This is a genomic window from Enterocloster sp. 210928-DFI.2.20 (assembly GCF_020554465.1).
Classification (GTDB): domain Bacteria; phylum Bacillota; class Clostridia; order Lachnospirales; family Lachnospiraceae; genus Enterocloster; species Enterocloster bolteae.
Genome location: NZ_JAJCHK010000004.1, coordinates 139,837 through 164,748, shown reverse-complemented (window position 1 = coordinate 164,748; position 24,912 = coordinate 139,837). Strand labels below are relative to the sequence as shown.

At 50.8% G+C, this 24,912-nt stretch carries 25 protein-coding genes; all 25 read right to left on the bottom strand.

The genetic code is table 11. The annotated features are described in order from the left end of the window. Nucleotides 1-14: 14 nt before the first annotated feature. Nucleotides 15-998: a flagellin N-terminal helical domain-containing protein gene (locus LI015_RS06430; RefSeq protein ID WP_002566264.1), complete on the bottom strand. Its 984-nt coding sequence runs from the start codon at nucleotides 996-998 to the stop codon at nucleotides 15-17. 10 nt (nucleotides 999-1,008) lie between these two features. Then, a complete protein-coding gene (gene flgK / locus LI015_RS06425; protein ID WP_002566265.1) occupies nucleotides 1,009-2,478 on the bottom strand; it encodes a flagellar hook-associated protein FlgK in 1,470 nt (489 codons plus the stop codon). Nucleotides 2,479-2,505: 27 nt separating this feature from the next. Beyond that, a complete protein-coding gene (flgN, locus tag LI015_RS06420) occupies nucleotides 2,506-2,952 on the bottom strand; it encodes a flagellar export chaperone FlgN (RefSeq protein WP_227124325.1) in 447 nt (148 codons plus the stop codon). A gap of 12 nt (nucleotides 2,953-2,964) precedes the next feature. Next, a complete protein-coding gene (locus tag LI015_RS06415; protein WP_002570440.1) occupies nucleotides 2,965-3,267 on the bottom strand; it encodes a flagellar biosynthesis anti-sigma factor FlgM in 303 nt (100 codons plus the stop codon). 395 nt (nucleotides 3,268-3,662) lie between these two features. After that, nucleotides 3,663-4,181, bottom strand: a complete 519-nt coding sequence (locus LI015_RS06410) for a late competence development ComFB family protein (RefSeq protein ID WP_118017136.1) — start codon at nucleotides 4,179-4,181, stop codon at nucleotides 3,663-3,665. Continuing rightward, entirely contained in the window at nucleotides 4,174-4,944 is a 771-nt protein-coding gene (locus tag LI015_RS06405) for a ParA family protein (protein ID WP_227124324.1), read from the bottom strand. The genes LI015_RS06410 and LI015_RS06405 overlap by 8 nt, the downstream gene beginning before the upstream one ends. A gap of 219 nt (nucleotides 4,945-5,163) precedes the next feature. Further along, nucleotides 5,164-6,663 carry a flagellin N-terminal helical domain-containing protein gene (locus LI015_RS06400; protein ID WP_117627148.1) on the bottom strand — a complete coding sequence of 500 codons (1,500 nt, stop codon included), beginning with the start codon at nucleotides 6,661-6,663 and terminating at the stop codon, nucleotides 5,164-5,166. 207 nt (nucleotides 6,664-6,870) lie between these two features. Then, nucleotides 6,871-7,797, bottom strand: coding sequence for a M15 family metallopeptidase (locus tag LI015_RS06395; protein ID WP_227124323.1), 927 nt, complete (start codon nucleotides 7,795-7,797; stop codon nucleotides 6,871-6,873). A 44-nt stretch (nucleotides 7,798-7,841) separates the two neighbouring features. Next, nucleotides 7,842-8,492, bottom strand: a complete 651-nt coding sequence (locus tag LI015_RS06390) for a flagellar brake protein (RefSeq protein WP_227124322.1) — start codon at nucleotides 8,490-8,492, stop codon at nucleotides 7,842-7,844. Between the two features lie 18 nt (nucleotides 8,493-8,510). Then, nucleotides 8,511-8,903, bottom strand: a complete 393-nt coding sequence (locus LI015_RS06385; RefSeq protein WP_002566273.1) for an EscU/YscU/HrcU family type III secretion system export apparatus switch protein — start codon at nucleotides 8,901-8,903, stop codon at nucleotides 8,511-8,513. Beyond that, nucleotides 8,890-10,290: a hypothetical protein gene (locus LI015_RS06380; RefSeq protein WP_002570445.1), complete on the bottom strand. Its 1,401-nt coding sequence runs from the start codon at nucleotides 10,288-10,290 to the stop codon at nucleotides 8,890-8,892. The genes LI015_RS06385 and LI015_RS06380 overlap by 14 nt, the downstream gene beginning before the upstream one ends. Continuing rightward, entirely contained in the window at nucleotides 10,290-12,050 is a 1,761-nt protein-coding gene (locus LI015_RS06375) for a DUF342 domain-containing protein (protein WP_002566275.1), read from the bottom strand. The genes LI015_RS06380 and LI015_RS06375 overlap by 1 nt, the downstream gene beginning before the upstream one ends. 51 nt (nucleotides 12,051-12,101) lie before the next feature. Next, complete coding sequence (locus LI015_RS06370; protein ID WP_054354132.1) at nucleotides 12,102-12,869, bottom strand: flagellar hook-basal body protein; 768 nt, start codon at nucleotides 12,867-12,869, stop codon at nucleotides 12,102-12,104. Between the two features lie 13 nt (nucleotides 12,870-12,882). After that, on the bottom strand, nucleotides 12,883-13,623 hold the full coding sequence (locus LI015_RS06365; protein ID WP_002566277.1) for a flagellar hook-basal body protein: 741 nt from the start codon (nucleotides 13,621-13,623) through the stop codon (nucleotides 12,883-12,885). Between the two features lie 4 nt (nucleotides 13,624-13,627). Next, nucleotides 13,628-14,404: a sigma-70 family RNA polymerase sigma factor gene (locus LI015_RS06360; protein ID WP_002566278.1), complete on the bottom strand. Its 777-nt coding sequence runs from the start codon at nucleotides 14,402-14,404 to the stop codon at nucleotides 13,628-13,630. Nucleotides 14,405-14,410: 6 nt separating this feature from the next. Further along, nucleotides 14,411-16,465, bottom strand: coding sequence for a flagellar biosynthesis protein FlhA (gene flhA / locus LI015_RS06355; RefSeq protein ID WP_002566279.1), 2,055 nt, complete (start codon nucleotides 16,463-16,465; stop codon nucleotides 14,411-14,413). 2 nt (nucleotides 16,466-16,467) lie between these two features. Next, complete coding sequence (gene fliN, locus LI015_RS06350; protein WP_054354131.1) at nucleotides 16,468-17,574, bottom strand: flagellar motor switch protein FliN; 1,107 nt, start codon at nucleotides 17,572-17,574, stop codon at nucleotides 16,468-16,470. A gap of 12 nt (nucleotides 17,575-17,586) precedes the next feature. Beyond that, the gene (locus LI015_RS06345; protein ID WP_002566281.1) at nucleotides 17,587-18,471 is read right to left on the bottom strand and encodes a motility protein A; all 885 of its coding nucleotides are present in this window, start codon (nucleotides 18,469-18,471) and stop codon (nucleotides 17,587-17,589) included. Between the two features lie 38 nt (nucleotides 18,472-18,509). Beyond that, nucleotides 18,510-18,716: a flagellar FlbD family protein gene (locus LI015_RS06340; protein ID WP_002566282.1), complete on the bottom strand. Its 207-nt coding sequence runs from the start codon at nucleotides 18,714-18,716 to the stop codon at nucleotides 18,510-18,512. A gap of 20 nt (nucleotides 18,717-18,736) precedes the next feature. Further along, entirely contained in the window at nucleotides 18,737-20,422 is a 1,686-nt protein-coding gene (locus tag LI015_RS06335; protein WP_002566283.1) for a flagellar hook protein FlgE, read from the bottom strand. Nucleotides 20,423-20,492: 70 nt separating this feature from the next. Beyond that, on the bottom strand, nucleotides 20,493-20,888 hold the full coding sequence (locus tag LI015_RS06330) for a TIGR02530 family flagellar biosynthesis protein (RefSeq protein WP_002566284.1): 396 nt from the start codon (nucleotides 20,886-20,888) through the stop codon (nucleotides 20,493-20,495). 82 nt (nucleotides 20,889-20,970) lie between these two features. Further along, a complete protein-coding gene (locus tag LI015_RS06325) occupies nucleotides 20,971-21,657 on the bottom strand; it encodes a flagellar hook assembly protein FlgD (protein WP_227124321.1) in 687 nt (228 codons plus the stop codon). A gap of 31 nt (nucleotides 21,658-21,688) precedes the next feature. Further along, on the bottom strand, nucleotides 21,689-23,113 hold the full coding sequence (locus LI015_RS06320) for a flagellar hook-length control protein FliK (protein WP_002566286.1): 1,425 nt from the start codon (nucleotides 23,111-23,113) through the stop codon (nucleotides 21,689-21,691). Nucleotides 23,114-23,145: 32 nt separating this feature from the next. Next, nucleotides 23,146-23,595 (bottom strand): flagellar export protein FliJ, encoded by a 450-nt coding sequence (gene fliJ / locus LI015_RS06315; protein WP_002566287.1) that lies wholly within the window; start codon nucleotides 23,593-23,595, stop codon nucleotides 23,146-23,148. Between the two features lie 10 nt (nucleotides 23,596-23,605). Beyond that, a complete protein-coding gene (gene fliI, locus LI015_RS06310; protein WP_002566288.1) occupies nucleotides 23,606-24,910 on the bottom strand; it encodes a flagellar protein export ATPase FliI in 1,305 nt (434 codons plus the stop codon). Between the last annotated feature and the right edge of the window lie 2 nt (nucleotides 24,911-24,912).

Sequence of the window (24,912 nt, the reverse complement as noted above, 5' to 3'; positions counted from 1 at the left end):
CACCTCTTTTCAACTTATTTCATAAAGTCAAATATGGACGGCGGTATGATGCTGGATCCCAGCTGAAGGGTAATCATCCAGGCTGTCTCACATGATTTGTTGTTAATAGCCTCCGTCTCAATCTTAACCGACTCCAGGTCTGTCTGGCTCTTCTGTAAATTAATAAGTCCTGTCTCCAAACGGTCCTCTGTGCGGTCCAGAAGTTTTTCTCTTGTTCCTAGCTCAGATGTGGCAATGGAAATATTGCTCTGCTTCTTCTTAAGCTGCGACAGGGTATCCATTGCCCCCTCCTTATCGCCGCCCCTTAACTGCTCCTCCACCTTGCCTATGAGGCTGTACAGATTGTTGGGAAGCCCGTTCTCGTCCTTTCCGTATCCCAGCACATCCACGCCTGATGTGGAAATCTTAATTCCTGTCTTTGCCGTGTTGGTTCCCGACGCGTATGTACCGAATCCGATATCCAGATAAACCGGCTTATTCTCGTCAAAATACGTGTCCGGATCGTTCTTATCATAGGCATCCACCGGCTTGCCGTTAAACAGCAGATTTCCGTCCCCATCCACGGTGAACGGAGCTTCGCTATTGGACGAACCGGAAAACAGGAATTTGTCCCCATACTTGGCGTTCATGGTCTGCAGAATCTCCTCCTTAAGACCGCCCAGCTCCTCCGCAATGGCATCCATGGAATCCTGGCTGCTGGCGCCGCCTGCCTTGGTGGCCTTTTCGTATACTGTTTCAAGTATGGAGTTCAGGGTAACAATGTTGGAATCCGCTGTATCCAGCTCTCCCCTTGCGTTCTTCACCACGCTGATATGTTCCTCAGACCTGGCAATCTGGTCCCTGATGGCAAAGGCCTTTGACGCTGTTGCCGGGTCCTCCGATACATGATTATACTGACGCTTGGACGACAGCTTCAGGTTGGAGGACGCCAAATCAGATATATTCCTCTGGAGATTCCTGTTATAGGTAGATGTCATCATATTTTCCGTGATTCTCATATGCTCCTCCTTAACGCCCTACTATGCCCATCTTGTTGATAATCATATCCAGCTGCTCGTCCATGGTGGTCATAAGCCTTCCCAGAGCCTGATAAGCCTTGTTGTATGTCATCATGCTGATTCCTTCTTCATTCAGGGAAACGCCGGACACGCCCATACGCTCCGAATCAGCGCTTTCCGCAATAGCCAGGGAAGCACTCATCCTGGCGCTGTTTGTCTTGATTCCGCTTCCCAGTGTATTGGTGACGCTGGTAATAAATTCGCTGAATGTACCCGTGTATTCCCCTCCAAAATTAAAATCCTGCTCAAACGCCGCCTTCATATCCAGAATATCCTGATTGTCCAGCTCTCCGTCCGGATTCTGTTTGCGGATTATGTAGGACACGTCATCGGCCCACTGGTCACTGATGCTGATATTTCCCGCTGTAACCTTGCCGTCAACACCTCCCTGGAGAAGAAACTTGTACTTATCAGGGAAATCAGGGTCATCCGCATGAATTTTATTGTTAAACACATCTGCCAGGGTCTGGGCAAAATTGTCCATCTTATTCTGGTAGTAAGGTATTCCCGCATTGATTGGGTCAGCACCAGTCAGCATATCCGTAAATCCTCTGATGGCCCCTGCTCCCAGATTGGCATTCTGGTTGTTGCTGTTCCACGTCAGAGTAACGCCGTCGCTGCCTATGTTAAGCTTATCATTGGTGTAGGAAGCCCCAGAAGCGTCCACCACCACTTTCCCATTGATTTTAACCTGAATCTTTCCGTCCTCCAGGTCCGTTACCTGCACATCGCCGTACCGCGACAAATCATCCAGTATAACATTTCTCTGGTCCAGAAGGTCATTGGGCCCATAGTTGACTCCATCATAATCGTTGTTGCTGAATATCTCATGGGCAATGGAGCTGTTCAGTTCAGACAGCTGGTCCAATTTTGTGTTGATATCCTCAACAGCCACTGACAGGTCATTTTTAGTCTGTTCCATCAGGGTTTTTAAATTGGCGTCATACTCATTGAGGACCTGGGTCACACCCTTAAATGCGTTCATGACTATGTTGGCATTGGTCTCCTGATAAGGGGACTGGCTGAAATCCGCCAGTGCCTGGGATAAGGTGGTCAATGCTGCCTTGATACCGGTTCCCTCTACCTCCGGATCGCTGATGATTCCCTCTATCTGGTCCATAATGGCTGCCTTCTGGTCGTAATACCCCACATCGCCGTACTGCTGCCTGAACTTGGCATCCAGGTACGGATTGCGGATCTGCGCCACTCCCCTGGCATCCACACCCTGCCCGGCCAGGGGGATGGAACTGTAGTTATACTGGCTGCTTCCATAGGTATGGACACTCACTGTATCCAGACGCTGCCTGGTATACCCTTTTGTTTTGGAATTGCTTATATTATTGCCTACAATATCAATGGCCTTCTGATTAACCTGAATTCCTCTTTTGGCTGTCTCCAGCCCCATAAATGTCGGTCTCACTTTACCACTCTCCTATGTCAGCCTCTGTCAGGCCTTTTTCTCCAGTTTACTGCCCTTGCTGAACGCGGGACGCCCGTAGATGCCGGTGGGATTTCCCACATACCGGGAGTCAATTCCCATCTGTTCCAGCTCCGACTTGGCTAACGCCTCCGCCTTCTGGTTGTAATACTGTATATTGCCAATGGCTCCGTCCATTCTACGGTACAGGTCCATAAGTTCCTTACTCTGCTCCGGGCCTGCATCCTCAGCAATCTGCTTTAAGGTCCTGCCCTCAATCCCATAGGAGACAAACAGCTTCCGGCGCCTCTGCTCCATGTTCTCCAGCTTCTTATCCATGGCCTCCTGCATCATGATGGTCTGCTCAACCTTATCCAGTTCCCTGGTCATCAGAAGTCCCAGCTTTTCAATCTGCTTTTGTTCCATGGCCTCCAGTGTTTCTGCATATTCTCCCAAAAAATCAATGATTTCTTCCAATATTTTCCCCTCCTACAGACCGCTCATAAGGCGCCTGGCAATCTGCTCTGCCGGCACCTGGTATGTCCCCTCCTGCACCTGCTGCTTTATGGCGGCAATCCGGTCAGCCGGAGCCCCTTCTTCCATGGACCTTGACAGTGCGGCTGAAAATGAGGATGCACCGCTCTTTTTCACACCCTCGCTGCTGATGCAGATAGCGTCTCCTCTAGCCTTACCGGCTGCCTGTACGGGAGCGGAAAGGCTTTTTTCCGTATGTTTTGCATTGCTTACTGCCTTCTGATAGGCTGCGTAATTTCTTGATACCTTTATATCCATATGTCCGGCTTCCTTTCCTTACATGCTCTTTGTATGGTGGTCCTGATAAGTGGTTGTGATATTTCTATAGTACTTATCGTACATGGCGGATAAAACTTTATAGTGTGCCAGGGAATTTTTTTTATTTTTTTAATATGATTGCGGCAGGTTTGCCGGGTTAGACAGGGGTGTGGACGGAAGGGGGAAGGACGTGGTCGGGTCCGGATTATCCAGTGACCGGTCAAGAGACAGGTGGGGTGACAGCAGGCAGGGTGACAGATGGGAGAAATAATTTCAGGGTTAATAAAAACCGCTAACAAGCAGAATCCTGGGATTTTGCCTGTTAACGGCCCATGGTATTTATTTAATTGGCTTCCTATAATTGGCACCATCCAATGTGTACGATCCAATACCTATCAGTGCCAGGGTGCCTTTTTCACAACCAGGATAGCCTGCACCAGAGCCCCGGTTACCTCGGAACCATTTTCCAGCTCCGCCTTCCTGCGCTTTTCCTGTTCTACTTCCTTCATCACCACATACCGCGGCTTCAGACGGTTCAGGGCCAGCGCCGCTATGTCCTTCTTACACTTATCACATTTACAGCAGTTAAACCGGTCCAGGGTGGAATCCAGCTTATTAATCACCAGTTCCTCCATAAGGTTTACCAATACCATATTATTTTCTTCCTTAAAAGGAAATGTTACCGGGCTGCGCTTAAGGGTCTTTGCCATAGCAGCAGCCGAAGGCGCTGATAAGGCCGGCATACCCATGGCGCCTTCGCCTCCATTTACACGGTCATAAAGCGCGGTATCTGATTGCCCTGCGCCTGAATTTCCGGTATCTGCCTGCGCCGTCTTTGCATCTCTTTTAGAGGCAGACGGCATAATCTTGCGGTACATTATTTCCTTGTCAATCTCTGTCCTGCTCTTAGACATCTGCCTTAAGCCCCCTTTGAATCAATTCCTGTATCAGCTTCTTATAATCCTGCACCGCATTGCACTCAGGCGCATACTCCAGCACGGAGCGCTGAAGGGACTGGGCTTCCCGAAGCGCAACGCTGTCCCGGATAAATGTGTCCAGAACCGGAACATCCAAATCCTCTGCCACCATGCGCAGGGCGCCTTCCACTTCTTTGCTGAAATTTGTCCTGGGGTTGTGCTTGGTGAGAAATACCCCAAGTATCTGGATCCGGGGATTACAGTAATTCCTGACACGGCATATGGTTTCATCCAACTGGGTTATCCCCTGAAGACTGAATATATCGGAAAGCATGGGCACCAGGACGTAATCAGACGCAGTAAACGCGTTCACGGTCAGCACTCCCAGGGCCGGCGGAGAATCAATGAGAATATATTCATAGGAACTTTTTAGTGATTCCAGCGCCTCCTTCAAAAGAAACTCCCTGCGCGCGCCGGTAAACTCCAGCTCAATGCCGCTGAGAAGTATATTAGAGGGAATGATATCCACCAGGGCTGATTTCTGAACCGCATACCTGGGCTTTAACTCCCCCTTTAACACATCGTATATGGTGGCGCTCTCAGTGTCCGCCCCCATGGCGAAGCTCAGATTACCCTGCGGATCCATATCCACCGCAAGGACTTTATAACCCTTTTCCTTCAGCGCTGTTGACAGCACATAGGCTGACGTGGTTTTCCCAACACCGCCCTTCTGATTGGACAACACAATTGTTAACGACATGGCTACTCCCCCAGGGACCTAATATTTCTCTCACATTATGATATATTATAGCAAGAAATGCCGAAACAGACAATTGTATTTTATTGTATACCCCCATAGCAGGGCTCAAAAAGGCGCTGCTTCATGACTGTGCTGCCACAGCCTTTTTGCAGCGCCTTTTTTATATTATCTGTTTATTGTTTGAAGATATTACACTGTTAACCTGCCCGATTACTGTAATTACTGTAATAACTGTAATACGGACTGTGGCTGCTGATTCGCCTGTGCAAGCATGGCCTGTGCAGACTGAACCAGAACGCTGTTCTTGGTGTAGTTCATCATTTCCTTAGCCATATCTACGTCGCGGATACGGGATTCTGCGGAAGTGATGTTCTCAGTGGTAACACCCAGGTTATTGATGGTATGCTCCAGACGGTTCTGGATAGCGCCCAGTTTGCCGCGGCTGGTGGATACGGTGTTGATGGCGGTTTTGATTTTGCTCATGGCTGCTGCTGCGCCGTCTCTGGTGCTGATGTCAACAGACGAGAGATCCAGGGCATTAACATGCATATCTGCAATACTTAACTCAAGCTGATTATAGCTCTCACTTGTATCACCAATCTGTAATTTAAGTCCACCACCGGCAGAAAGACCGCTACCAGCTACTTTAGCTCCTAATGTAGCCGTCTTCGCATTTAAACCTGCCCCGGTCTTACCACCCTCATAATTTACACTCATGCCAACACCGGCATCTGCCAACATTTTATTAATTTCAGCCGATGTATAAGATTTTGCAGACTCTAATCCCACCGTTACATTACCATCTGCACCAACGCTTACTCCAACTGCTCCCGTATTTGAAAAAGTAAGGGTGCGAGTATCTACGCCTGCTTTATCAGCAGTTACAGTTATATTCTCAGCCGCAATCTCTCCAACTGCCTGAACGGGTTTGCCAGTTGTCGCAGTCGTAGCTACTGATGCTACCCCCGTCGTACTTCCTGCTGCATCGGTAAACTTAATATTCTTATCCAATGTTACCTTAATATTCTTTGCATTATCTGGTGCGCCACTAGCCGCCGACAATGCACGATCAAGATCTTCCTGGGTAATTTCTGCAGTATCGTTAGCACCAGAAATGGTAAATGTTAGTTTACCTGCTAAATCCCAAGCGGCAGACACCTTTGTACCACCAGCCGCAGCTCCTGCTGCAAACGCTACCTGTACTCCTTCTTCGGCTCCTGATACTGTGACATTGAATTTTGCTATATTATTTGCAGTTAAATCAATTTCCTTTTCAACGCCAGTCGTTCCAACACCCATTGTACCATCTAATAACTTAATACCATTGAAATCAGTTCCATCTGCAATACGGTTAATCTCATCCTTCAAAGCAGAGACTTCATCCTGCAATGCCTTACGGTCAACGTCATCCGTATAAGTACCATTGGCGGACTTAGTTGCCAGCTCGGTCATACGGTTTAACATGGAATGAACTTCCTGTAATCCACCCTCTGCTGTCTGTACCAGGGAGATTGCGTCCTGAGAGTTGTCGGTAGCTGCTTCCAGGCCTTTAATCTGCGCTCTCATCTTCTCAGAAATAGCCAGTCCGGCGGCGTCATCACCTGCACGGTTGATTCTGTAACCAGAAGATAGCTTTTCCAGTGACCTTGCTACTGCGCTGTTGTTTACACCTAACTGCCTGTTGGAATTAAGTGCCATAATATTGTGCTGAATCCTCATACTAATTACCTCCATGTAATTGTTTTATACCGGGACTTCCCTGTCCCTCTTATTTTCTTGTTCTTCCAATGAGCGACGGGCCCTGTCGGACACTGGACCGAGTTTCCGAAACATTCCATCTCTTCCGCTCTGTAATATTTATCGTACGCCCCTCCCATTTTGTTCACCAAAAAAGTGCACAAAAATCACAGTTAATTTTCGTGCACTTTAACCATATAAACTCTGTTCAATATAAAACTCTTCCAGGGACAGCTCATTATCCTTCATATAGTTTGCCGCTTCCACCCCTACATAGCGGTAATGCCAGGGCTCATACTGGATTCCGGTAATATCCGTCTTATTCTCCCCATACCGCATGACAAAACCGTAATCCTGGGCATGTTCCACCAGCCATTTACTCTCCGGTGTATCCTCAAAGGCCCTTTCCAGCTTGTGGTATCTCCTGGTATAGAAGTCCACTGCCAATCCCAGGCAGTGCTCTCCTGAACCGGGAATGGATATGGTCTGTCTGGCCAGATTGTAGGACTCCTCCTTGGTATGTCCGGCCTTCACAAAGGACAAGACCTTCCTGTTAAACAGTTTTTCCTGCTTGTCCAGCGTCCTGTAGCCGGAGCACACTATCGGAGACAATCCCTGGTCCTTCATATCGCCAATCATAGCCATCAGCGGCTCATAGATTCTCTTATCCACTGACTGCTCCGTACCGGGAATGGCTTCCAGTTCCACCTCATAGTCTTCCGGCACAGGATACTCTGCGTTGGTAAGTATCAGACACCACATATCCTCCGGCAGAATTTTAAGACCTCCATCTGCATCCATCTCGCCTCGTTCTTTGTAAACCCGCGCTCCCGGCAACCCTTCCGGCTGTTCCTGTACCGGTTCCTTCGGCTGTCCCCCTGTCTGTCCTCCCACTACTTCCTCCGGCATCCCTCCCGGCCATCCTTCCGCCAGTTCCTTCACCTGCTCCCCCGGCCCTTCCTCCGCCGTCTCGGCCCGCAGCGCCTCCAACTCCCGCTCCTTCTGGACCGTCCTGTGGGCCGATATATAAAACAGGGTCAGGATCAGCAGGAAGGTGTAGATTGCCACCCGCCGGTTCCTGACCACACGCTGGTCCCTGGGTCTCCTCTGAGCCATAATACGCGTTTCCTCCTAACAATCCCTTCTCTCATCTCTCTGACCTACCGTATTCTCCGCAGCTGATCCCCCTGCCGTCTGAGAATATACCGGTACAGCAGGTCCTCCTGCTTTGTGGCCATTTCCACGAATTCGCAGCCATAGCCAAAGCCCCCCTCCGGACGTTCCACCCGGCGGCGTATTTCACATATGAACAGCATGGAATCCCCCATGGCCGGTATGACGATGTTGAAACGGTCATTGACCTTGAATTCCTCCCTGGTGCAGAACATCAGGCCTCCCAGGCTGATATCCACCAGACGCACCTTCAGGCCGTTGTAATCCTCTGACTCCTCCCCCATGTCCAGGGTGTCATTTCCACGTATGCAGTTATAAATGATTCCCTCGTCCCTGGTACTGATCCGGAAATACTCCCGGCGCTCGTCATTGGTGGCCTCGCTTAATTCCACGATCCGGACCAGCTTGGGAGAGGACAGGTATACCCGGCCCATGAGCACCTTAAATCCAAGCTGTGTGTTGTATATCTCCAGCTTAATAAGCAAATTGTACGGAATTCCCGGCAGCTCATTGCGGGAACTGCCCACATCTATGAAGTTTTTGCCTATACGATGCAGTACCCCCATACTGATCAGGTCGTTGTTCTTAGCCTTTATGACGCAGGACGAACCTACATACCCGTCCAGCAAATCAACCATCTTCCACACCCCCTGTTATCATACTGTCTGTTGACTGTCATCCTTGCTGTGTCTGGATACCAGGTTCCGGCGCAGGCGGCCGGGCTGGCTGGCTTCCTCTTTATGTCCGGCAGATGCGGATTCTGAACGGCTTTTTTCCACTCCCCGTATCTGGGCGGAGGTTTCAATGAGCTTGCAGTAAATGGCTGCAACCACCTCGTACAGCTCCACCGGTATATTGCTACCCACATCCAGCATACACAGCAGGGATGCCGCGCTGTCGTCCTTGAACACCGGAATCCCCTTTTTTTCCGCAATATCAATGATGTGTTCCGCAACCGTTCCATACCCCGAGGCAATCACCACCGGGGATGTGTCCTCATCTACATTGTATCTTAAAGCAACCGCTTTATTTTTCTTATATTTTGACATCTACACCCGTCCTTTTAAACGGCAGATTTTTGAATACTTCCATCAGGGAACGCACATGGTCCATGCGCTCCACCTCTATGCCTGACGCCTTGTATCCGTGTTCCTCCATGATATTGCGGAACTCCGGAACCAGGCTTTCAAATATACCTATATAGGATTCCGGACAATACAGATGGAATCCCAGTTCCTTTCCCGCCATCATAAACTCGGCTTCCATCTGACCCACCCCCGGCACATCAAAGGTTATGAGCACATGGACATGACCGCCCTCCCTGCTTCCCGGCTCCCCATTCCTGCCTTCGTCCTTGGGATCTATCCACAGTTCGGAAAATGCCTTCATTCCCTGGTAATCCACAGGTATCACAAAGTGCAGGAGAGGCGTGTAGTTGCATGGGGATGACAAAAGACTTGTGATGATTTTCTCTATCTTTTCCCCGTTCAGGCTGTTCATGGGAGTCTCCCTGTCCTGTTTGGCAATGATTTTAGCCAGGGTGTCCATGATGCGGGAACGGTTCATCTGGCGCTCCGGCTCCCTGAAACCGGCGATATATTCCTTCACCAGTTCCCTGATATGGGCCTTTTCCTCCCTGTCGTTCACATGGATGAGAAGATTCATAAGGGCTTCCTGGAGAAAGGCGTCATTGTCCTGATAGCGGGACATATTGTACAGTATGTTGGGAATGACCCTGGCAGCCTGGGGCGTATAGAGCACGCTCTCCTCCAGCTCCTTTAGGGCCTGCTGCACCTGGGGCTTCAGTTCCTCGAATTCCAGGCTCCCCCGGCTCTCCCTGACACGGGCCGCAAGCTGTGAAAACATACCTGACAGATTTCTGCTGCCTGTCAGCTGCTCAGACAGGTATTCCAGGCTGTTGGCCACAGAGTCCAGCACATCCTGCCTGGATATGCTGGCGTTCACCGCCTTTAAAAGCTCAGCTGTCTCCATCCGCAAATCCGGCGCTTTCTCCAGAATTCCCCTCAGCAAATCAAAGAGCTCCCCTTTGAACAGGGTGGACGCGTACTCCTGGTCTACCAGTTCGTCCACGATATGGTCCGGGTCAATGAGAAGGGCGTCAAAGAGCTGGCGGATTTCCTGGGTCACCGTATTGTTGTTCACCGGAAGCAGATTGATGATTTCCTCCAGCATATAAATATTTTTCAGATAGTTGACGGTCACGGCCGGGTCCTTTAACAGGTTCATAAGGGTGGCTGCCCCGGCCTCTCCTTCCAGCACATTGTGATGGCCCAAAAGACCGCTGCCCGACGGGTTCTTTGTAATATGCCTGATCTCCTGCATATCAAAGGGAACCGACGGGTCCTTTAACGCCTTATCCGGCTGTATGATGTTTTTGTTGATAACCGGAGAGGTCACCCGCAGGATATCTGCCATTACCGAATTCCTTTCTTGATTTCCCCGTCAAGATAATAGAAGGTGCAACTATCCTCCTTCTTGGAAATGCTCATCTTACAATCCCCGATATTAATAACGGTTCCGGGGTATACCTCCCTGGCCGTAAGCCTGGACTTGCCCACCTCCCTCAGTTTCCTGGAAAGCTCAGCTCCCTGCTGCTTCAGTTTCTTTTCCTTCAGCGAATTAATGGGGGCTTCCAGCTTTAACTTGGATAACCGTTCCCGCTGGGATGGAGTGATGGTCCCTTCCTTCAGCTTACCGCTCAGATAAGAAATATCTTTGTTCAGCTCCGTCAGCTTTCTGGAGAGCAGTATCATCTCCTTGCCCACTGCCTCCATCTCATCCATGAGCTGGGGCGTCAGGCCCAGGGTCACAGAGGTGGCGATATGGCTGGGTGCTCCCACTGCCTTCACATTCATGCAGTTATATACAGAACAGCTTCCGCCGATAAATGCCCCTCTTTTTCCAATCAATGTCAAATCGTGGCCGCAGGACACCTCCGAGTTGATGATATATTCTGCCTGGATATTATTTCTGGAAAAGATATTGCAGTCCTCCAGAAACTTGGCCGTGATATCGCCCTCCGCCTCAAGCACGCCGGTTCTCATGCCCCGCATGCCCTTGTGCAGCAGAATATCTCCCCCCGCGCTGAGCCGGGCGCCCTCCACGATTCCCATAACCGTAATATCGCCCTTTGCTTTGACGCTGTATCCCTCCAGAACATCCCCGTGAATCACCACGCTGCCTGTGAAGTTGATATTCCCCACGGAATTGTCCACATTGCCGGACACGGTAAATACATTCTCCACATGGAAACGGCCGGACCGGAAGGTCAGATTGCCCTCGCAGGCTGCCAGCAGCCTATCCCTGTCTTCAGAATAAACGATGTTCCTGCCCTGGGGAACGGGCGGCATGGTTCCCTTCTTCCCCCGCACAGGCTGGCCAAACACGTCCATGCCGTCTCCGGGTTCCGTGGGAAGTGTAATATCGCAGACAACATCACCTTTTTTTACATTATGTATCAGATTGGTGCTTTTAAAGTCGATTCCGCCGTTTCCCTTGGAAGCGTACTTAATCTGGGCCTTCCTGGGGTAATAGTCTTTAATATGGCCGTCCTCCCCGTTCCTGGCAGGCTCGCCCGCAGCTATCATAACCATCTGCATATACTGCTGCCCGCTGACAACCCAGCTTATCTTCTTCTGGTCTATGCCAAAACAGATCCCCTTCTGCTCCAGCACATCATACACCATTTCCTCCGTTATATCACTTCCGCCTCCGGATGGTCCGTAAACCATCATGGACACCGACATCCTGTCATCCGAGACAAGAACCTCCACCCAGGCATCCCGGGTAACTTCTTCTTTCTTTATGCCGTCCTTCTGTGCGCCGCTGCCTTCATAAGCACCGCCGTCCCCGGAAACGGACCGGTCCTCATCATATGACTCCGACTCCTGCGTGGCGCTTTCCGGATGCTCCTGCCCCAGAAGCTCGCGCTCCATCTGCTGGCGCCGCCTCTGTTCGGTTTCATTCCAGTCCTCCACTGTTTCCACCCTGTTGTCATGGTTTCTGTCCGCATGTTCCGTCTCGTCCGCTCTGTCATAGGGCTGCCCCTGGGGCCGTGATTTTTTATCCTGTTCCCGTTCCGGGCTTTCTTTGCCGTCCTCTTCCCGGGGTATCTCATCCTGCCCCTCATCCAGGAACTTGGAAAACAAGCTGTAAATCAGACTCTTTTCGTTCATGGGCATCTCCCCTTTCAGTAAGTTCAGCGCATGTCATTGCCTTGTATGTCATTACCTTAAGTTATTTATCATCTCTTCCATCTGATCCGCGGTTGTGACGATCCGGCTGTTAAGCTGAAACGCACGCTGCGTCTGCATCAGATTGACCATCTCTGTGGACATGTTGCAGTTGGACATCTCCAGGGCATGGCTCATAGCCTTGCTTTTCTCCTGTTCATCGTCCAAATCATCCATGGACAGCCATTCACCGGAGGTTTCTCCTGTGCGGAACAGGTTCATGCCCACATGCTGCAGCCCTTCCGGATTCTCACACACAAACAGCCCGATCCGTTCTGCCAGCCCGTCTAAGTCCAGCTCCCCTGCATCATTGTCTCCGCCGTCCTCTGATGTCTTGTATTCCAGCTCTATGGGCTCCCCGTCCTGGTCCAGGACATAGCTTCCGTCGCTGGTGGTCAGGTAATTGCCGTCATCCGTGGAGGATATCTGGAATGCGCCGTCCCTGGTATAAGCCGGTTCTTCCTCGTCCTCGCTGGTCTGGATGGCGAAAAACGCATTGCCCGATATGGCAAAATCCAGTTCCCGGTCCGTCTTGCGGAAAATCCCCTGCTGGAACGTGGTTCCCGGCCCGTCATTGCGGACTCCGTGTCCCACCTGGGCCTGAGGCCGCATGTCCATCTGGGTGTACAATAAATCATTAAAGCTGCTGCGCATGGACTTGTAGCCGTTGGTGCTTATATTGGCCATGTTGTTAGAAGTCACATCCAGGTCCTTCTGGAATGCGTTCATGGCCGATACTGCTGTATAGTACGATATATTCATCTGTGGTTCCCCCCTACAGCTTTCCAATCTCGTTGGCTGTTTTCTGATTCATCTGGTCTATGATGGTCAGGGCCTTTCCGCAGGACTGAAACGCCCTCTGCACCTCCATGGCCCTGGTCATCTCATTGTTCAGATTTACTCCTGACTGTTCTAACTTTCCCTGATACACCGTGGGATAAACCTGGCTGAGCTCCACGCCCGCCCCCGCGCCGTAGGTTCCGTTGTCATAGAACTCCAGGCTGTCGTAATTGTCCGGCACCACTATCTGAATCTGGTCCAGGGCGCCGTCCTCATTGTCGTAGATAATTCCATCCGCGCCAACGCGGAAACCCTCCTCATCCACATATACCGGACCGCCGTCTCCCATAAGCTGGCCCACTCCCGGAAGCATGAGATTTCCCTCGTCATCCCTGGTAAAATGGCCGTTGCGCGTCAGATACTGGCCGTTTTCTCCCTGTATGACAAAGAACCCGTCTCCATTGATAGCCAAATCATAGGTCTTTCCGGTATCCTCAATAGGCCCCTGTCCATGGGTTGTCATCTCCCTGGTTCCCACCGATATGGTGGACCCCTGGCCCAGTCCTTCTGTCCTTCCGTTCATTTCCCGCACCAGCTGCTGGTCAAAGGTTGTCTTAACCAGCCGTTTCGGTTTGTAACCGCTGGTCTTAACATTGGCTATATTATTGGCAGCCATGTTTAATGATCTCTGATTCATCAGCATGCCGGAAGCGGCTGTATAAAATCCTGAAAACATAGTTTTATCCTCTCATATAATCTTCCAGGCTGGCTTTCAGCTTTTGGATTGCCCTGGTATGTATCTGGCATACCCGGGACTGTCCTATGCCCATAACCTGGGCAATCTCCGAATACTTCAGCTCTTCATAGTAATATAAGGTAATGACCAGCCGTTCCTTTTCCCCCAGCCCGTCTATGGCCGATGTAAGTGTTCCCATCAGTTCCTTGTAAAACAGGTTTTCCTCTGGTTTGCCCTCTATATCACCGGACTCCAGCTCCCCTTTTGCCACTATGGCCGTCATATCCTGCAGCACGGACTCAAAGGAAAGAAGGTTGGCGTGGTTCATATATTTAATGTGGTTTTCCACCTTTTCCACGGGCAGGTCCAGATAATCCGCCACTTCGTTTACATCCGGCTCCCTCATCTGCTTATGGGACAAAATGGAGCATGCTTCTTCTACCTTTTTCTGGAAATTTCTCGCTCTGTGAGGCACCCAGTCCTGGCTGCGTATATAGTCAATCATGGCACCCCTTACCCGCATGAACGCAAATGTCTCAAACCTGGCGCCCCTGTCCGGGTCATACCGTTCCAGACATTCAATCAGCGCCAGCACCCCCTGGTCTATAAGCTCTTCCTGCTCCAGAAGGGATCCGGCCATGGACCGCAGCTGCACTGCCGCGGAACGCACAATGGGAAGATAGTGCATAATCAGCCTGTTTCTCAATTCCTGGCTGCCGTTTTTTCTGTACTCCTCCAGAACCCGAACCATATCCTCACTGTCTGTCTGTTCCATCAGCATATCCTGTTACCTCTGGCTAAGGGAAATATTTCCCAATGCCTGTATCTGTATATTGTTGTCAATCTCACTGAAGGATACCACCGCTACGTTGGGGTAAAACTGGTCAATGAGCTTTTTAAAGTAAATCCGCACCACAGGCGAGGTCAGTACAATGGGTACATTGACCAGATCCTTTATCTTATTGATCTCAGCCGTGGCTGACGCCACTATGCTCTGGATGGCTGTGGGCTCTAAGGCCAAATAGGAGCCTGTATCCATCTTCTTCACGGACGACATAATCATGTTCTCAATCCGGTCGTCCAGGCTGATGACCTTCATCTGCCCCGCCTCTGAGAACCGCCGGGATATGGTGCGCTTTAATGCCTGGCGCACATACTCGGTAAGCATATCCGTATCCTTTACCTGGCTGCCGTAATCACCTAATGTCTCTACAATGGTCTCCATATCCCGAATGGGAATCTCCTCACGCAAAAGATTGGCCAGGACCTTCTGAAGGCCTCCCACCGATATAACCGACGGAATGGTGTCCTCCACAATACTGCTGTTGGTCTTTTTAAGGGCCTCCAGCAGGTTGTTGACCTCCTGCCTGTTTAACAGCTCATGGAGGTGTTCCTTTACCACCTCCGACAGGTGGGTGATTACCACGGAAGTGGGGTCTATCAGGGTATAACCGGCCAGCTCGGCCTGTATCTTCCTGTCCCCGCTTATCCATTTTGCCGGTATATGGAAAGCCGGGTCAATGGTATCTATTCCAGGCACATCGTCTGCATCCGTGCCGGGAGGCAGGGCCAGGTAATGGTCCATGAGTATGTCCCCCCTGGCCACCTCCTCCCCTTTAAGGAGGATGCTGTACTGGTTGGGATTGAGCTGTCCGCTGTCTTTGATACGGACAGAGGGAATTACAAATCCCATATCCAGGGCCATCTGTTTGCGGAACATAACCACCCTGTCAATAAAATTCCCGCCGTTGCCTTCATCGGCCAGGGGAATCAGGCTGTAGCCAAACTCCATTTCAATCTGCTCCACGTTCAGCAGACCGTATACATTTTCAATATTCTTATAATAGGACGCCTCGCTGGTTACCTCTGTCTCCACCAGTTCTTCCGCAGTCTCCTCCACCAGGCTCTTCTGGTGCCGGTACAGATAATAACCGCCCCCAACCATGCCTGCGGATATAATCAGTATCTGAAGAACAGGGAAGCCGGGTATAAGGCACAGGCACGCGGCCGCGCCTCCAGCCGTCATAAGCACTCTTGGCTGGGCCAGGAACTGCTTTGTCAGGTCCTCGCTGAGGCTGTTCTCCGAAGCGGACCTGGTCACCACCATACCGGTGGCAACCGATATGAGCAGGGCCGGTATCTGGGACACCAGACCGTCGCCAATGGTGGATGTGGTGTAAATCTGCATGATATCCTGTATGCTTCCCTGGCTGTTCATGATTCCCACAATAAGGCCGCCCACAAAGTTGATAAAGGTGATGATAATGGAGATAATGGCATCGCCCTTTACAAACTTGGTGGCACCGTCCATGGAGCCGAAGAAGTCAGCTTCCCTCTGGATTTTAGACCGGCGTTCCCTTGCCTGCTGTTCGTCGATAAGGCCGCTGTTTAAATCAGCGTCAATGGCCATCTGTTTGCCGGGCATGGCATCCAGGGTAAACCTTGCGGCAACCTCAGCCACACGCTCGGAACCCTTTGTGATAACGATAAACTGAACCAGCACAATAATCAGGAATATAATAAAACCGATAACCGCGTTTCCGCGGATAACAAACTGTCCGAAGGTCTTGACCACCTGTCCCGCGTATCCATTGTCAAACAGGATTTTTCTTGTGGATGATATGTTAAGTCCCAGCCTGAAAAGGGTTGTGATCAGCAGCAGGGAAGGAAACACGGAAAATTCCAGCGTCTCTCTGATATACATGGACATCACAAGAATCAATAAAGACAATGATATGTTCAGTATAAATAAAAAGTCCAGTATGGGCGTGGGAAGGGGTATCAGTATCAGGAATATGATACCGATGATTCCCGCTGTTACAAGGATATTAAACCGTTTCAAATTTATTCACCATTTCCAATAATGCTTCTCGTATTTACTATTTCGCTGATACGCACACCAAAGTTATCATCAATCACAACCACTTCTCCCCGGGCAATGAGCTGTCCGTTGACAATGATGTCCACAGGGGCGTCTGACTGCTTATCCAGCTCCACCACGGTGCCATTGCTGAAATTCAGCACATCCTTTAACCGGCGCCTTGTCTTGCCGATCTCCACGGACACGTTTAAGGGCACATCCATGATAAGGCTCAGGTTTCCGTTCATGGACTGGTTTTGCAGCATGGATCCCGGCATTCCCATAAATCTGCCGCCGGAAGCAGTGGTGCCCCGGACAGCGCCTGAATATGCGGATTTCTGCGTCCCTGCATCTGCGGGGCTTTGTCCCCCGCCTGTGCCGGAGGGCCTGTCCTGTCCTATGACGGAATTCTGCTCCATGATAAGGGCGCGCTTTTGGGCCTCCTCCTCTTCCTGGCGGGCTTTTTCACAGGCCGCTCTTCTGGCCTGTATCTCCTCTGTCAGACTGTCCATGGCAGTGGACGAGATGCATTCTATAAACTCTGACTCCACCATATCCTTAATCTTCATGGTGTAGCTGACAACCATAACCTTTGCGTCCTTTGGCTCCCCGATGACAAGAGCCAGGTCCTGGCTTCCGTCAGAGAGCACCAGCTGGCAGTCTGACAAATCCATGGTGTCGCCCAGATACTCAGCCATGGACGAGGCGGAGGCATGGGACATCTGGTTCATCAGCTCCCCTGCCGCACTCATGGCCACATCGTCAAAGACAAAGTCCGGATCCGGAAGGTCATCCACACCCATGAGCTCATTTAAGAACACCTGCATATCCCTCTGGCGAAGAACCAGGACAATGTTGCCTGCCACCTGGGAGGTCAGGCAGCTCTTTACAAAGATAGCTGGTTCCAGGATGCCGTACTCCACATCCTTTATTGTCATCTCCTGAAGTCTGGGTGCGCCTATCTCTATGTCTGCCCTCAGGATGGAGGATATGGCCTCCCCTGCCGACTGTGCGTGAATCTTTATAAGTTCTTCAAACATCTGCCCGTCTGTCATTGCGGTGACATCCTGGCCTCCCTCTGCCTTTGCCATGGTTTACTCCTTCTATTCCTCAATCTCTTTCTTGTTCCACCTGCGGCGTTTTCCTATGCCCTTCTTTTTGCTGTTCTTTTTGCCGTCGTTATTTCCGTCCTGCTTTTCGCCCTTATCCGCCGGTTTTTTATAGCTGGCCGGAAGAAGCTTGTACAGCTTTTCTTCAATGAACTTGGGATTTTCCCCCTCCTGAATCGCCAGGACTCCCTCCATGACCAGCTGTTTGCACAGAAATTCCTCGTCGTGCCGCGCTTTCAGCTTGCTTGCCATGGGCAGGCAGACCACGTTGGCCAGCAGTGAACCGTATAAAGTGGTTATAAGCGCCACTGCCATGCCCTTTGCCAGAGCGTCCACATCCGACATATTTCCCAGCATGAGAATCAGTCCTACCAGTGTACCAATCATACCAAAGGCAGGCGCAAAGCTGGCCGCCTTCTCATAGAAGCGCCGGTCCAGGGCATGGCGTTCATCCAGCTGTTCCAGCTCAGTCTCCATGGCCTTTCGCACCTTCTCCGAATCCACGGAATCCACCACCAGCATCAGGCTGTTGTGCAGAAAGGGCTCGTCAATCTCGTTCAGCTTATCCTCCAGGGACAGAAGCCCTTTCATACGGGCCTCTGTGGCCAGATTCACTATCTGGTCCACTGAATCCGTGGGGCTGTACTGATATGGTTTGACAATGATTTTCAGATGGCTTCCAATCTTTTTAAAGGCCCCTGCCGGGAATGAAATCATCATAACCCCAAGAGTACCTCCAATGGTAATGGCCATACTGGGAATATCCAGAAAAGCCTTAAGGTTATGGTACACAATCCTCATAGACTCCTGGTCAAATGTCATACCAAACATCACCAGTCCAACTGCTAATATAAAACCTAAAATTGACAAGACATCCATACCCTTACATCCTTTTCCTCAACTTTTATCTTACTGCATCAGCCTTTAATCTGTTCCAGAATGCCGCGGAAAGCATCTCTGCGGAATTCCACTACCTTCTTTACCACTTCTTCCTTGGACTCCCTGACAATCAGATGCTTTCCGTTGGTCAGGAGTATGGTGGTGTCAGGCGTCTCCATAATGGTTTCGATCAATTCGCTGTTTAACACAAACTCTTCACCGTTCAGCTTTTTAAGGATAATCATGATACCACCCTCCCGTTATCTTATCTCTTAAGGTTTACAAGCTCTTCCAGGATGGAATCCGATACCGTGATGATTCTGGAGTTGGCCTGGAATCCTCTCTGTGTGACTATCATATCCGCAAATTCCGTGGAGATATCCACATTGGACATTTCCAGGGACGAGGTCTTTAATGCGCCTGTGCCGTTCTCTCCTGCCTGGCACAGCTTGGGATCGCCGGAGTTGGCCGTTGTCTTGAAGTAGGAATTGCCCACGCCCTCCAGACCATAGGGGTTATCAAACGTAACCAGATCAATACGCCCTATCTGAATCTTGCCAAGGTCCGGGTGGGTTGCCTCGATGATACCGTTGGAAAGAATGGTCACACCCACGCCTGACAGGGCCACATCCCCGCCCTCGCTGCCGTTTGTCAGGGTAAAGTTCTTGCTCTTAAGCCCCAGGTCATTGGAATTGGTTGCGGCAGTGATGGTGCCTACATCTGTCTTTGTCAGGTCACCAGTTGCAAGATCCTTACACGCATCGTTAATGGCGGCATAACCCGGATGCTTCAGTTCGATGTACTGGCCGGGCTGGTCGTTTAACGGCGTAGTTCCGTCCTCTTTCAGCCATACACTGTTGGCTGAGGTGCTGTTTTCGCTGACCTTGCCTGTAAAATATCTTTTCGATCCGTCATCACTTTCAACCGTAGCCTTGATAATCCATGCAGCAGGTTCAGTATCCGTGGCTGCCTGGAGCGTCATTTCATAGCTCACCTTACCCGAAGCCGTGAATTTAGGTTCTGTACTGGTGCTGGAAGGTTTTAGCCCTCCAAATATGCCGTCCTTGATGTCCGCAGCATCCGTAAATTTCTGGACACCTGCCTTGATTCCGAAGTTCTCGCCTAACAATTCCTCCCCCGTAAGGCTGGTTTTAAATATCTTGTCAGCCGGAACCGCTGTTATTGTGAAATCCCCTGCCGGGTGGGCCTTTCCGTTATTGGCCCGTGTGATGGCGGCGTTCATTTTGCTGTTAAAATCAGATAAACTTGTAAAGATTGCGTTTTTATTCACGCTCACCGTAATACTGGAATCCTTTAACTCCCCTGATTTCACCACTATATCCGCCCCGTCGGGAAGTGTGTCGTCCAGCCGGAATGAAATGGTGACATTGGCTGCGGAAGTAGTGTTCTGGGATGTTATGGTATACTCGATTCCGTTGATGGTCTGGGAGTTAGCGGACTGGGCATTGTTCTTTCCCGGTATGCTTAAATGTATTTTATCAGCTCCTGCAGCCTTTCCAAGGGGATCGCCTGTTACGCCAAGCACCGTATACCCGTTAGCGTCCACCAGATTGCCGCTGTTGTTGTCCAGCTGCAGATTTCCTGCCCTTGTATAGAATATATTTCCGTCAGAATCCATTACCTGGAAAAAACCTTCTCCTGTAATGGCAACATCCATGGGTCTGCCTGTGGACTGGAGGGCTGACCGTCCCATATTAAGGTCAACGCCTGCCAGCTGTGCGCCGTAGCCTACCTGGCTGGCATTGGTACCGCCCTTATTGTTATCACCGCCTGTAGCGCTCTGCAGTGTCTGGTAATATACATCCTGGAAACGTGCCCGGCTTGACTTAAAGCCGTATGTATTAACGTTGGCAATATTATTGCCGATGACATCCAGCTTTGTCTGGTGGGCCTGCATACCGGACACAGCTGAAAATAGTGATCTTAACATATTAAATTCTCCTTTTCTAACCGCTTACCCGTCCGTCATTCGGGGTAAGGATAGCCTCCAAAAGGACCGGCTATATCATTACGGTTCCGTCAATATTCGTGAAAACAGTGCCTTTCAGGCTGTCTTCATTCACGACAGTTACAACTTTATTATTTTTTACATTTACGACAAAGGCAGTGGTCCCCAACAGAATCAGCGGCTCCCTCAGTCCCTTTTCCTCCGCCATGCGGACGCCCTCGTTCAGACGGTCCAGCTTTTCAGAGGAAACATCCACGCCCCGTTCCACCACACGCTCCATGGCATGTTTGGAAAAAGATACCTGGCTTTCTTCCTTCAGTCTCTGCTCCAGCAGTTCCTTAAATGCATTGTCGTTTGTTTTTTCCCGGGGCCTGCTCTTGGGCGGCTCACCCGGAGTCCCCGTATAGATGGGGGTATGAAGCATTTTATTATAAATCATTGAATCCATTGTTCATCCTCCAGTCCCTTATTCTGGTTCATTAACCGGCTGCTCATAAAAACAGCCATCACACGTTACCGCCGGACGGGTTTTACTTATCCGGAGGAGTCTTATCGGGCGGGGTTTCATCGGGCGGGGTTTCATTGTTTTCGCCGGAACCTTCTGCTGCCGGTTTGTCCTTGATCTCCATGATTTCATCCATGGAAAAGGCTTCGCCGTCCACGTAAATTACGAATTTTCCGTCCAGCAGGGATATTTTTTCCACCACTCCGTCTGCCTTTTTCAGTTCTCCCGATACCGTAAACTTAGCAGCGGACACATTCTTTCCTACCAGGGAAGCCACATAGGAGCTCTTGGCATTGTAGGCCATTTCCTCCATCTGCTGCATGGTGGATATCTGGGCAAGCTGGGTCACATACTGGGTGTCATCCACCGGATTCATGAAATCCTGGTTTTTCAGCTGCGCCACCATCAGGGTAAGAAAATCATCCATGCTGACTTTCTTGTCATCCCCGTCTCCAAAGACAGCGTCAATCACATTGCCGGAGCTGCCTGTACTGTCCGTACTGTTTGTTCCCTCTTTGCTGTTTGTTTTTTCTGAACCGTTTGTCTTATCTGAGCTGTTTGACTTCTCTGTATCTTCGCCATTGTCATCGGAAAGCGCCCTGGCTTTTGACGAAGCGGTTCCCGAAAGTGCGGATCTGGAACCGGCTCCCGGCCCGGATGCAGTGCCTGCGCCCGTTGTGTACGGCGAGCTGTAATTTGACTGTATGGGCATTGTTCTCTCCTATTCTTTCTTTTGAATACAGCTAAATGTAGGCGTAAAGCCTGCTCATGCGGCTCTCTGCCATCATCCGTTTTGCTTCCATCAGAAGTTCCTCCTCTGACCCGCTGTCCTCTGCTGCATGGAAACTGTATCCGGTATGGGACTGCTGTCCCCGGCGCTCCTGCATATGTTGGCTGAATCCTGAAAAATCCATGGCATTCTGGCTGCTGTGGTAAACCTCCTGGACTTCTGTATTCAAAGGCCTCAGCATATCCTTAAGACTCTCCATCTGGCTGGTGACCAGCTTCTCAGTCTCAGGATTGGTCACTCCGATTCGCACCGTCGTCTTGTCCCCGGAGCTTGTCAGGTGGACCACAATATCTCCCAGACCTTCGGGTTTTAAGTGGATGGTCAGCTCCCTGTTTCCTGTCTGGGCGGCCCGTTCCACTCCTGTCTTAAGCTGTTCCAGCACCGGAGTATCTATCTGCTGTTCCCTGGCGTCAGACACCGGCCTTAAGCCGTAATTCATTCTGTTCTGTACTGCCTTGCCGGTCAGGTCAATCCCCCTGGCATCTGCGTTCCGTTTCAGTTCCTCCAGCACCTGGTTGGCATCCTTTGGTTCCTCATCCGCTGTCCCGGTCTGTTCCCGCAGCTGATTCAGAGTCTTGTTCTGCCTGCTGTCCGCACTGAAAAACATATCCTCACCGGACTGCCGGGTTTCCTTGTGTCCCTGAACCACGGCCGTCATATCTGCTTCCATGGTATCTGATTGTACCGGTCGGACCGTATCTGAAGTCTTTCCTGATGGTTCCTGTCCAGCCGCAGATCTGGCAGCTGTTTCCTGAGCCATCTGCTCCCGGACTGCTTCTGCGTATGGCGGCTGAACCAGCTCCTGAGTCTGAAGGGCTGCCGTCTGCTCATAACCCGCTAAAGCTGTGTTGGATAAAAGGGTCTGTTCCGTCTTTCCTGGTTCCGGAACATATTCCGTCAGCATGGCAGCGTCCTGTGCGGCCTGTTTGTCCTGCGCTTCCCCTGCCTGCGCGGGAACCGGCACCTCCTGCATCAGAAGCGACATAGCCTGGAGGTTTATGGCCTCCTCCGCCGCGCCCTCATTATGGCGCTTTCCGGAATCGCTGTCCTTATCCGTATTCTCCACTCCTGACTCTGCCTTTTTACTGTCATCCCGGCATGTTCCGTCTTCAATGGGTTCAGAGGATTCGGATTTTTTTCCCTGGTCAACAGACGCCTGGTTTCTGCCTGTATCTCCCATTTCCTGCGCCTTTGAATCAGCCGCCCCGTCCCTTTTCTTGTCTGCTGCTTTGGTCCCGGTCTTGCGGGCATCCTTTAAATTCTGCGCAAACATGTCCATAAAGCTGACGGTATCATCCTGCTTTTCCCTGGATCCGGCCGTTGGATTTGCCTTATAACGGCTGGCTGTCAGGGCCTGTGTTAATGTTCCTGCATTCATCTTTTTCACCTCCTTTCGCAGATAATATCTATTTAGGAAACGCCATTCCTGACAAATGTTCCTGCAACATGCTCGATAATAAGATCCTGCTGCTCCTTTGCCTCCTCATGGCGGTATTCCTCCATCTGTTTTTCCTTCAGCTTCTCCAGCTTCTTTACTTCCTGGGAAGCCTCCGTCACAACACGCCTCTGCTTCTCCGCCCTGGCCTGTGTCCGGGTCAGCTCTGTCTCGATCTCTTCCAGCCGGATTCTGACTCCCTCCAGCACAGAGTAACAGCCTTTCAGGATAAAAACAGTTGTCCCCTGAATCTGGCGCTGTCCGATATCCTCCTGGATATGACGGATTCTTAACTCCTTATCACGTCTGTCCTCCTCCAGCTTATCCCGCTCAGCCATAATCCTTGCAAGAATGCCCTTTTCCTTTTCCAGGTTCTGTTCCTGGTATGCCAGCATGCGCTCCAGCGTAAATACAAACTTTTTCATGACCCGCCCCTTAATCTGTTGCCTGAATCATCTGAATCACTGACTCGTCCAGTGAAAAACTCTCATCTGTCTTCTGCTGAAGAAACCCATAAATACGGTCGATTCGTTCCAATGCATCGTCCAGTTCCGGATTTGTTCCCTTCTTATAAGCTCCGATGGAGACCAAATCACGGTTGCTCTCATATACGGATAAAAGCCTTCGGAGCTTTCCGGCAGCCGCTTTATGCTCCGGCGTCACAATATCATTCATAAGACGGCTGACACTGGATAATATGTCAATAGCCGGATAATGGTTCCTGGCTGCCACCTTCCGTGACAGCATGATGTGCCCGTCTATGATTCCGCGCACCGTATCTGATATGGGCTCATTGGCATCATCTCCTTCTACCAGCACCGTATAGATACCGGTAATGGATCCTTCCTCAAAATTGCCGGAACGCTCCAGCAGTTTAGGAAGCTCTGAATAAATGGATGGGGTATACCCTCTGGCCACCGGCGGTTCTCCGATACTCAGCCCCACCTCCCTCTGGGCCATGGCAAACCTGGTAAGGGAGTCCATCATAAGAAGCACATCCATGCCCTGGTCCTTGAAATACTCTGCGATGGTGGTAGCTGTCATGGTACACTTGGAACGCATCATGGCGGACTGGTTGGAGGTGGCCACCACAAGGACCGAGCGTCTGAGCCCTTCCTCCCCCAAATCCCTGTGAATGAACTCCACAACCTCCCTGCTTCTCTCCCCAACCAGGGCAATGACGTTGACGTCTGCCTTTACGTTCTTGGCAATCATGCCCATCAGCGTACTTTTTCCAACGCCGCTTCCTGCGAAGATTCCCATTCTCTGGCCTTTGCCAACCGTCATAAGGCCGTCTATGGCCTTTACCCCCATCTGTATGATTGTGTCGATTCTGGGACGGGTCATGGGGTTGGAAGGTCTGCCTGTAATGGAATAGTATGACACATCCTCCACAGGTCCCAAATCATCTATGGGATTACCCATGGCGTCCACGGTCCTGCCGATGAGATGGTTGGACACCGCTATGTGCAGGCGTTCCCCTGTATTGCGGACCGCGCTGCCGTAACCGATTCCCTCTGTCTCCCCATAGGGCATCAGCAGCACCTTATTTTCCCGGAATCCCACCACCTCGGCCATGACAGGAGAACCGCCCTCCACCACATCAATGGTGCATACGTCACCCAGCCTGCAGGCAGGCCCCGTGGATTCCACTGTGGTTCCCACAATTTTGTCTATCTTGCCAAGGTATGTATACAGACCCGCGTTCTCTATTACCCGTTCTATCTGATCCAGTTCCATAT

Coding starts and splice junctions, on each gene's coding strand:
- LI015_RS06430 (WP_002566264.1), bottom strand. CDS start 998: ATGAGAATCACGGAAAATATGATGACATCTACCTATAACAGGAATCTC.
- LI015_RS06415 (WP_002570440.1), bottom strand. CDS start 3,267: ATGGATATAAAGGTATCAAGAAATTACGCAGCCTATCAGAAGGCAGTA.
- LI015_RS06410 (WP_118017136.1), bottom strand. CDS start 4,181: ATGTCTAAGAGCAGGACAGAGATTGACAAGGAAATAATGTACCGCAAG.
- LI015_RS06405 (WP_227124324.1), bottom strand. CDS start 4,944: ATGTCGTTAACAATTGTGTTGTCCAATCAGAAGGGCGGTGTTGGGAAA.
- LI015_RS06400 (WP_117627148.1), bottom strand. CDS start 6,663: ATGAGGATTCAGCACAATATTATGGCACTTAATTCCAACAGGCAGTTA.
- LI015_RS06395 (WP_227124323.1), bottom strand. CDS start 7,797: ATGGCTCAGAGGAGACCCAGGGACCAGCGTGTGGTCAGGAACCGGCGG.
- LI015_RS06390 (WP_227124322.1), bottom strand. CDS start 8,492: ATGGTTGATTTGCTGGACGGGTATGTAGGTTCGTCCTGCGTCATAAAG.
- LI015_RS06385 (WP_002566273.1), bottom strand. CDS start 8,903: ATGTCAAAATATAAGAAAAATAAAGCGGTTGCTTTAAGATACAATGTA.
- LI015_RS06380 (WP_002570445.1), bottom strand. CDS start 10,290: ATGGCAGATATCCTGCGGGTGACCTCTCCGGTTATCAACAAAAACATC.
- LI015_RS06375 (WP_002566275.1), bottom strand. CDS start 12,050: ATGAACGAAAAGAGTCTGATTTACAGCTTGTTTTCCAAGTTCCTGGAT.
- LI015_RS06370 (WP_054354132.1), bottom strand. CDS start 12,869: ATGAATATATCGTACTATACAGCAGTATCGGCCATGAACGCATTCCAG.
- LI015_RS06365 (WP_002566277.1), bottom strand. CDS start 13,623: ATGTTTTCAGGATTTTATACAGCCGCTTCCGGCATGCTGATGAATCAG.
- LI015_RS06360 (WP_002566278.1), bottom strand. CDS start 14,404: ATGCTGATGGAACAGACAGACAGTGAGGATATGGTTCGGGTTCTGGAG.
- fliN (WP_054354131.1), bottom strand. CDS start 17,574: ATGGCAAAGGCAGAGGGAGGCCAGGATGTCACCGCAATGACAGACGGG.
- LI015_RS06345 (WP_002566281.1), bottom strand. CDS start 18,471: ATGGATGTCTTGTCAATTTTAGGTTTTATATTAGCAGTTGGACTGGTG.
- LI015_RS06340 (WP_002566282.1), bottom strand. CDS start 18,716: ATGATTATCCTTAAAAAGCTGAACGGTGAAGAGTTTGTGTTAAACAGC.
- LI015_RS06335 (WP_002566283.1), bottom strand. CDS start 20,422: ATGTTAAGATCACTATTTTCAGCTGTGTCCGGTATGCAGGCCCACCAG.
- LI015_RS06330 (WP_002566284.1), bottom strand. CDS start 20,888: ATGGATTCAATGATTTATAATAAAATGCTTCATACCCCCATCTATACG.
- LI015_RS06325 (WP_227124321.1), bottom strand. CDS start 21,657: ATGCCCATACAGTCAAATTACAGCTCGCCGTACACAACGGGCGCAGGC.
- LI015_RS06320 (WP_002566286.1), bottom strand. CDS start 23,113: ATGAATGCAGGAACATTAACACAGGCCCTGACAGCCAGCCGTTATAAG.
- fliJ (WP_002566287.1), bottom strand. CDS start 23,595: ATGAAAAAGTTTGTATTTACGCTGGAGCGCATGCTGGCATACCAGGAA.
- fliI (WP_002566288.1), bottom strand. CDS start 24,910: ATGGAACTGGATCAGATAGAACGGGTAATAGAGAACGCGGGTCTGTAT.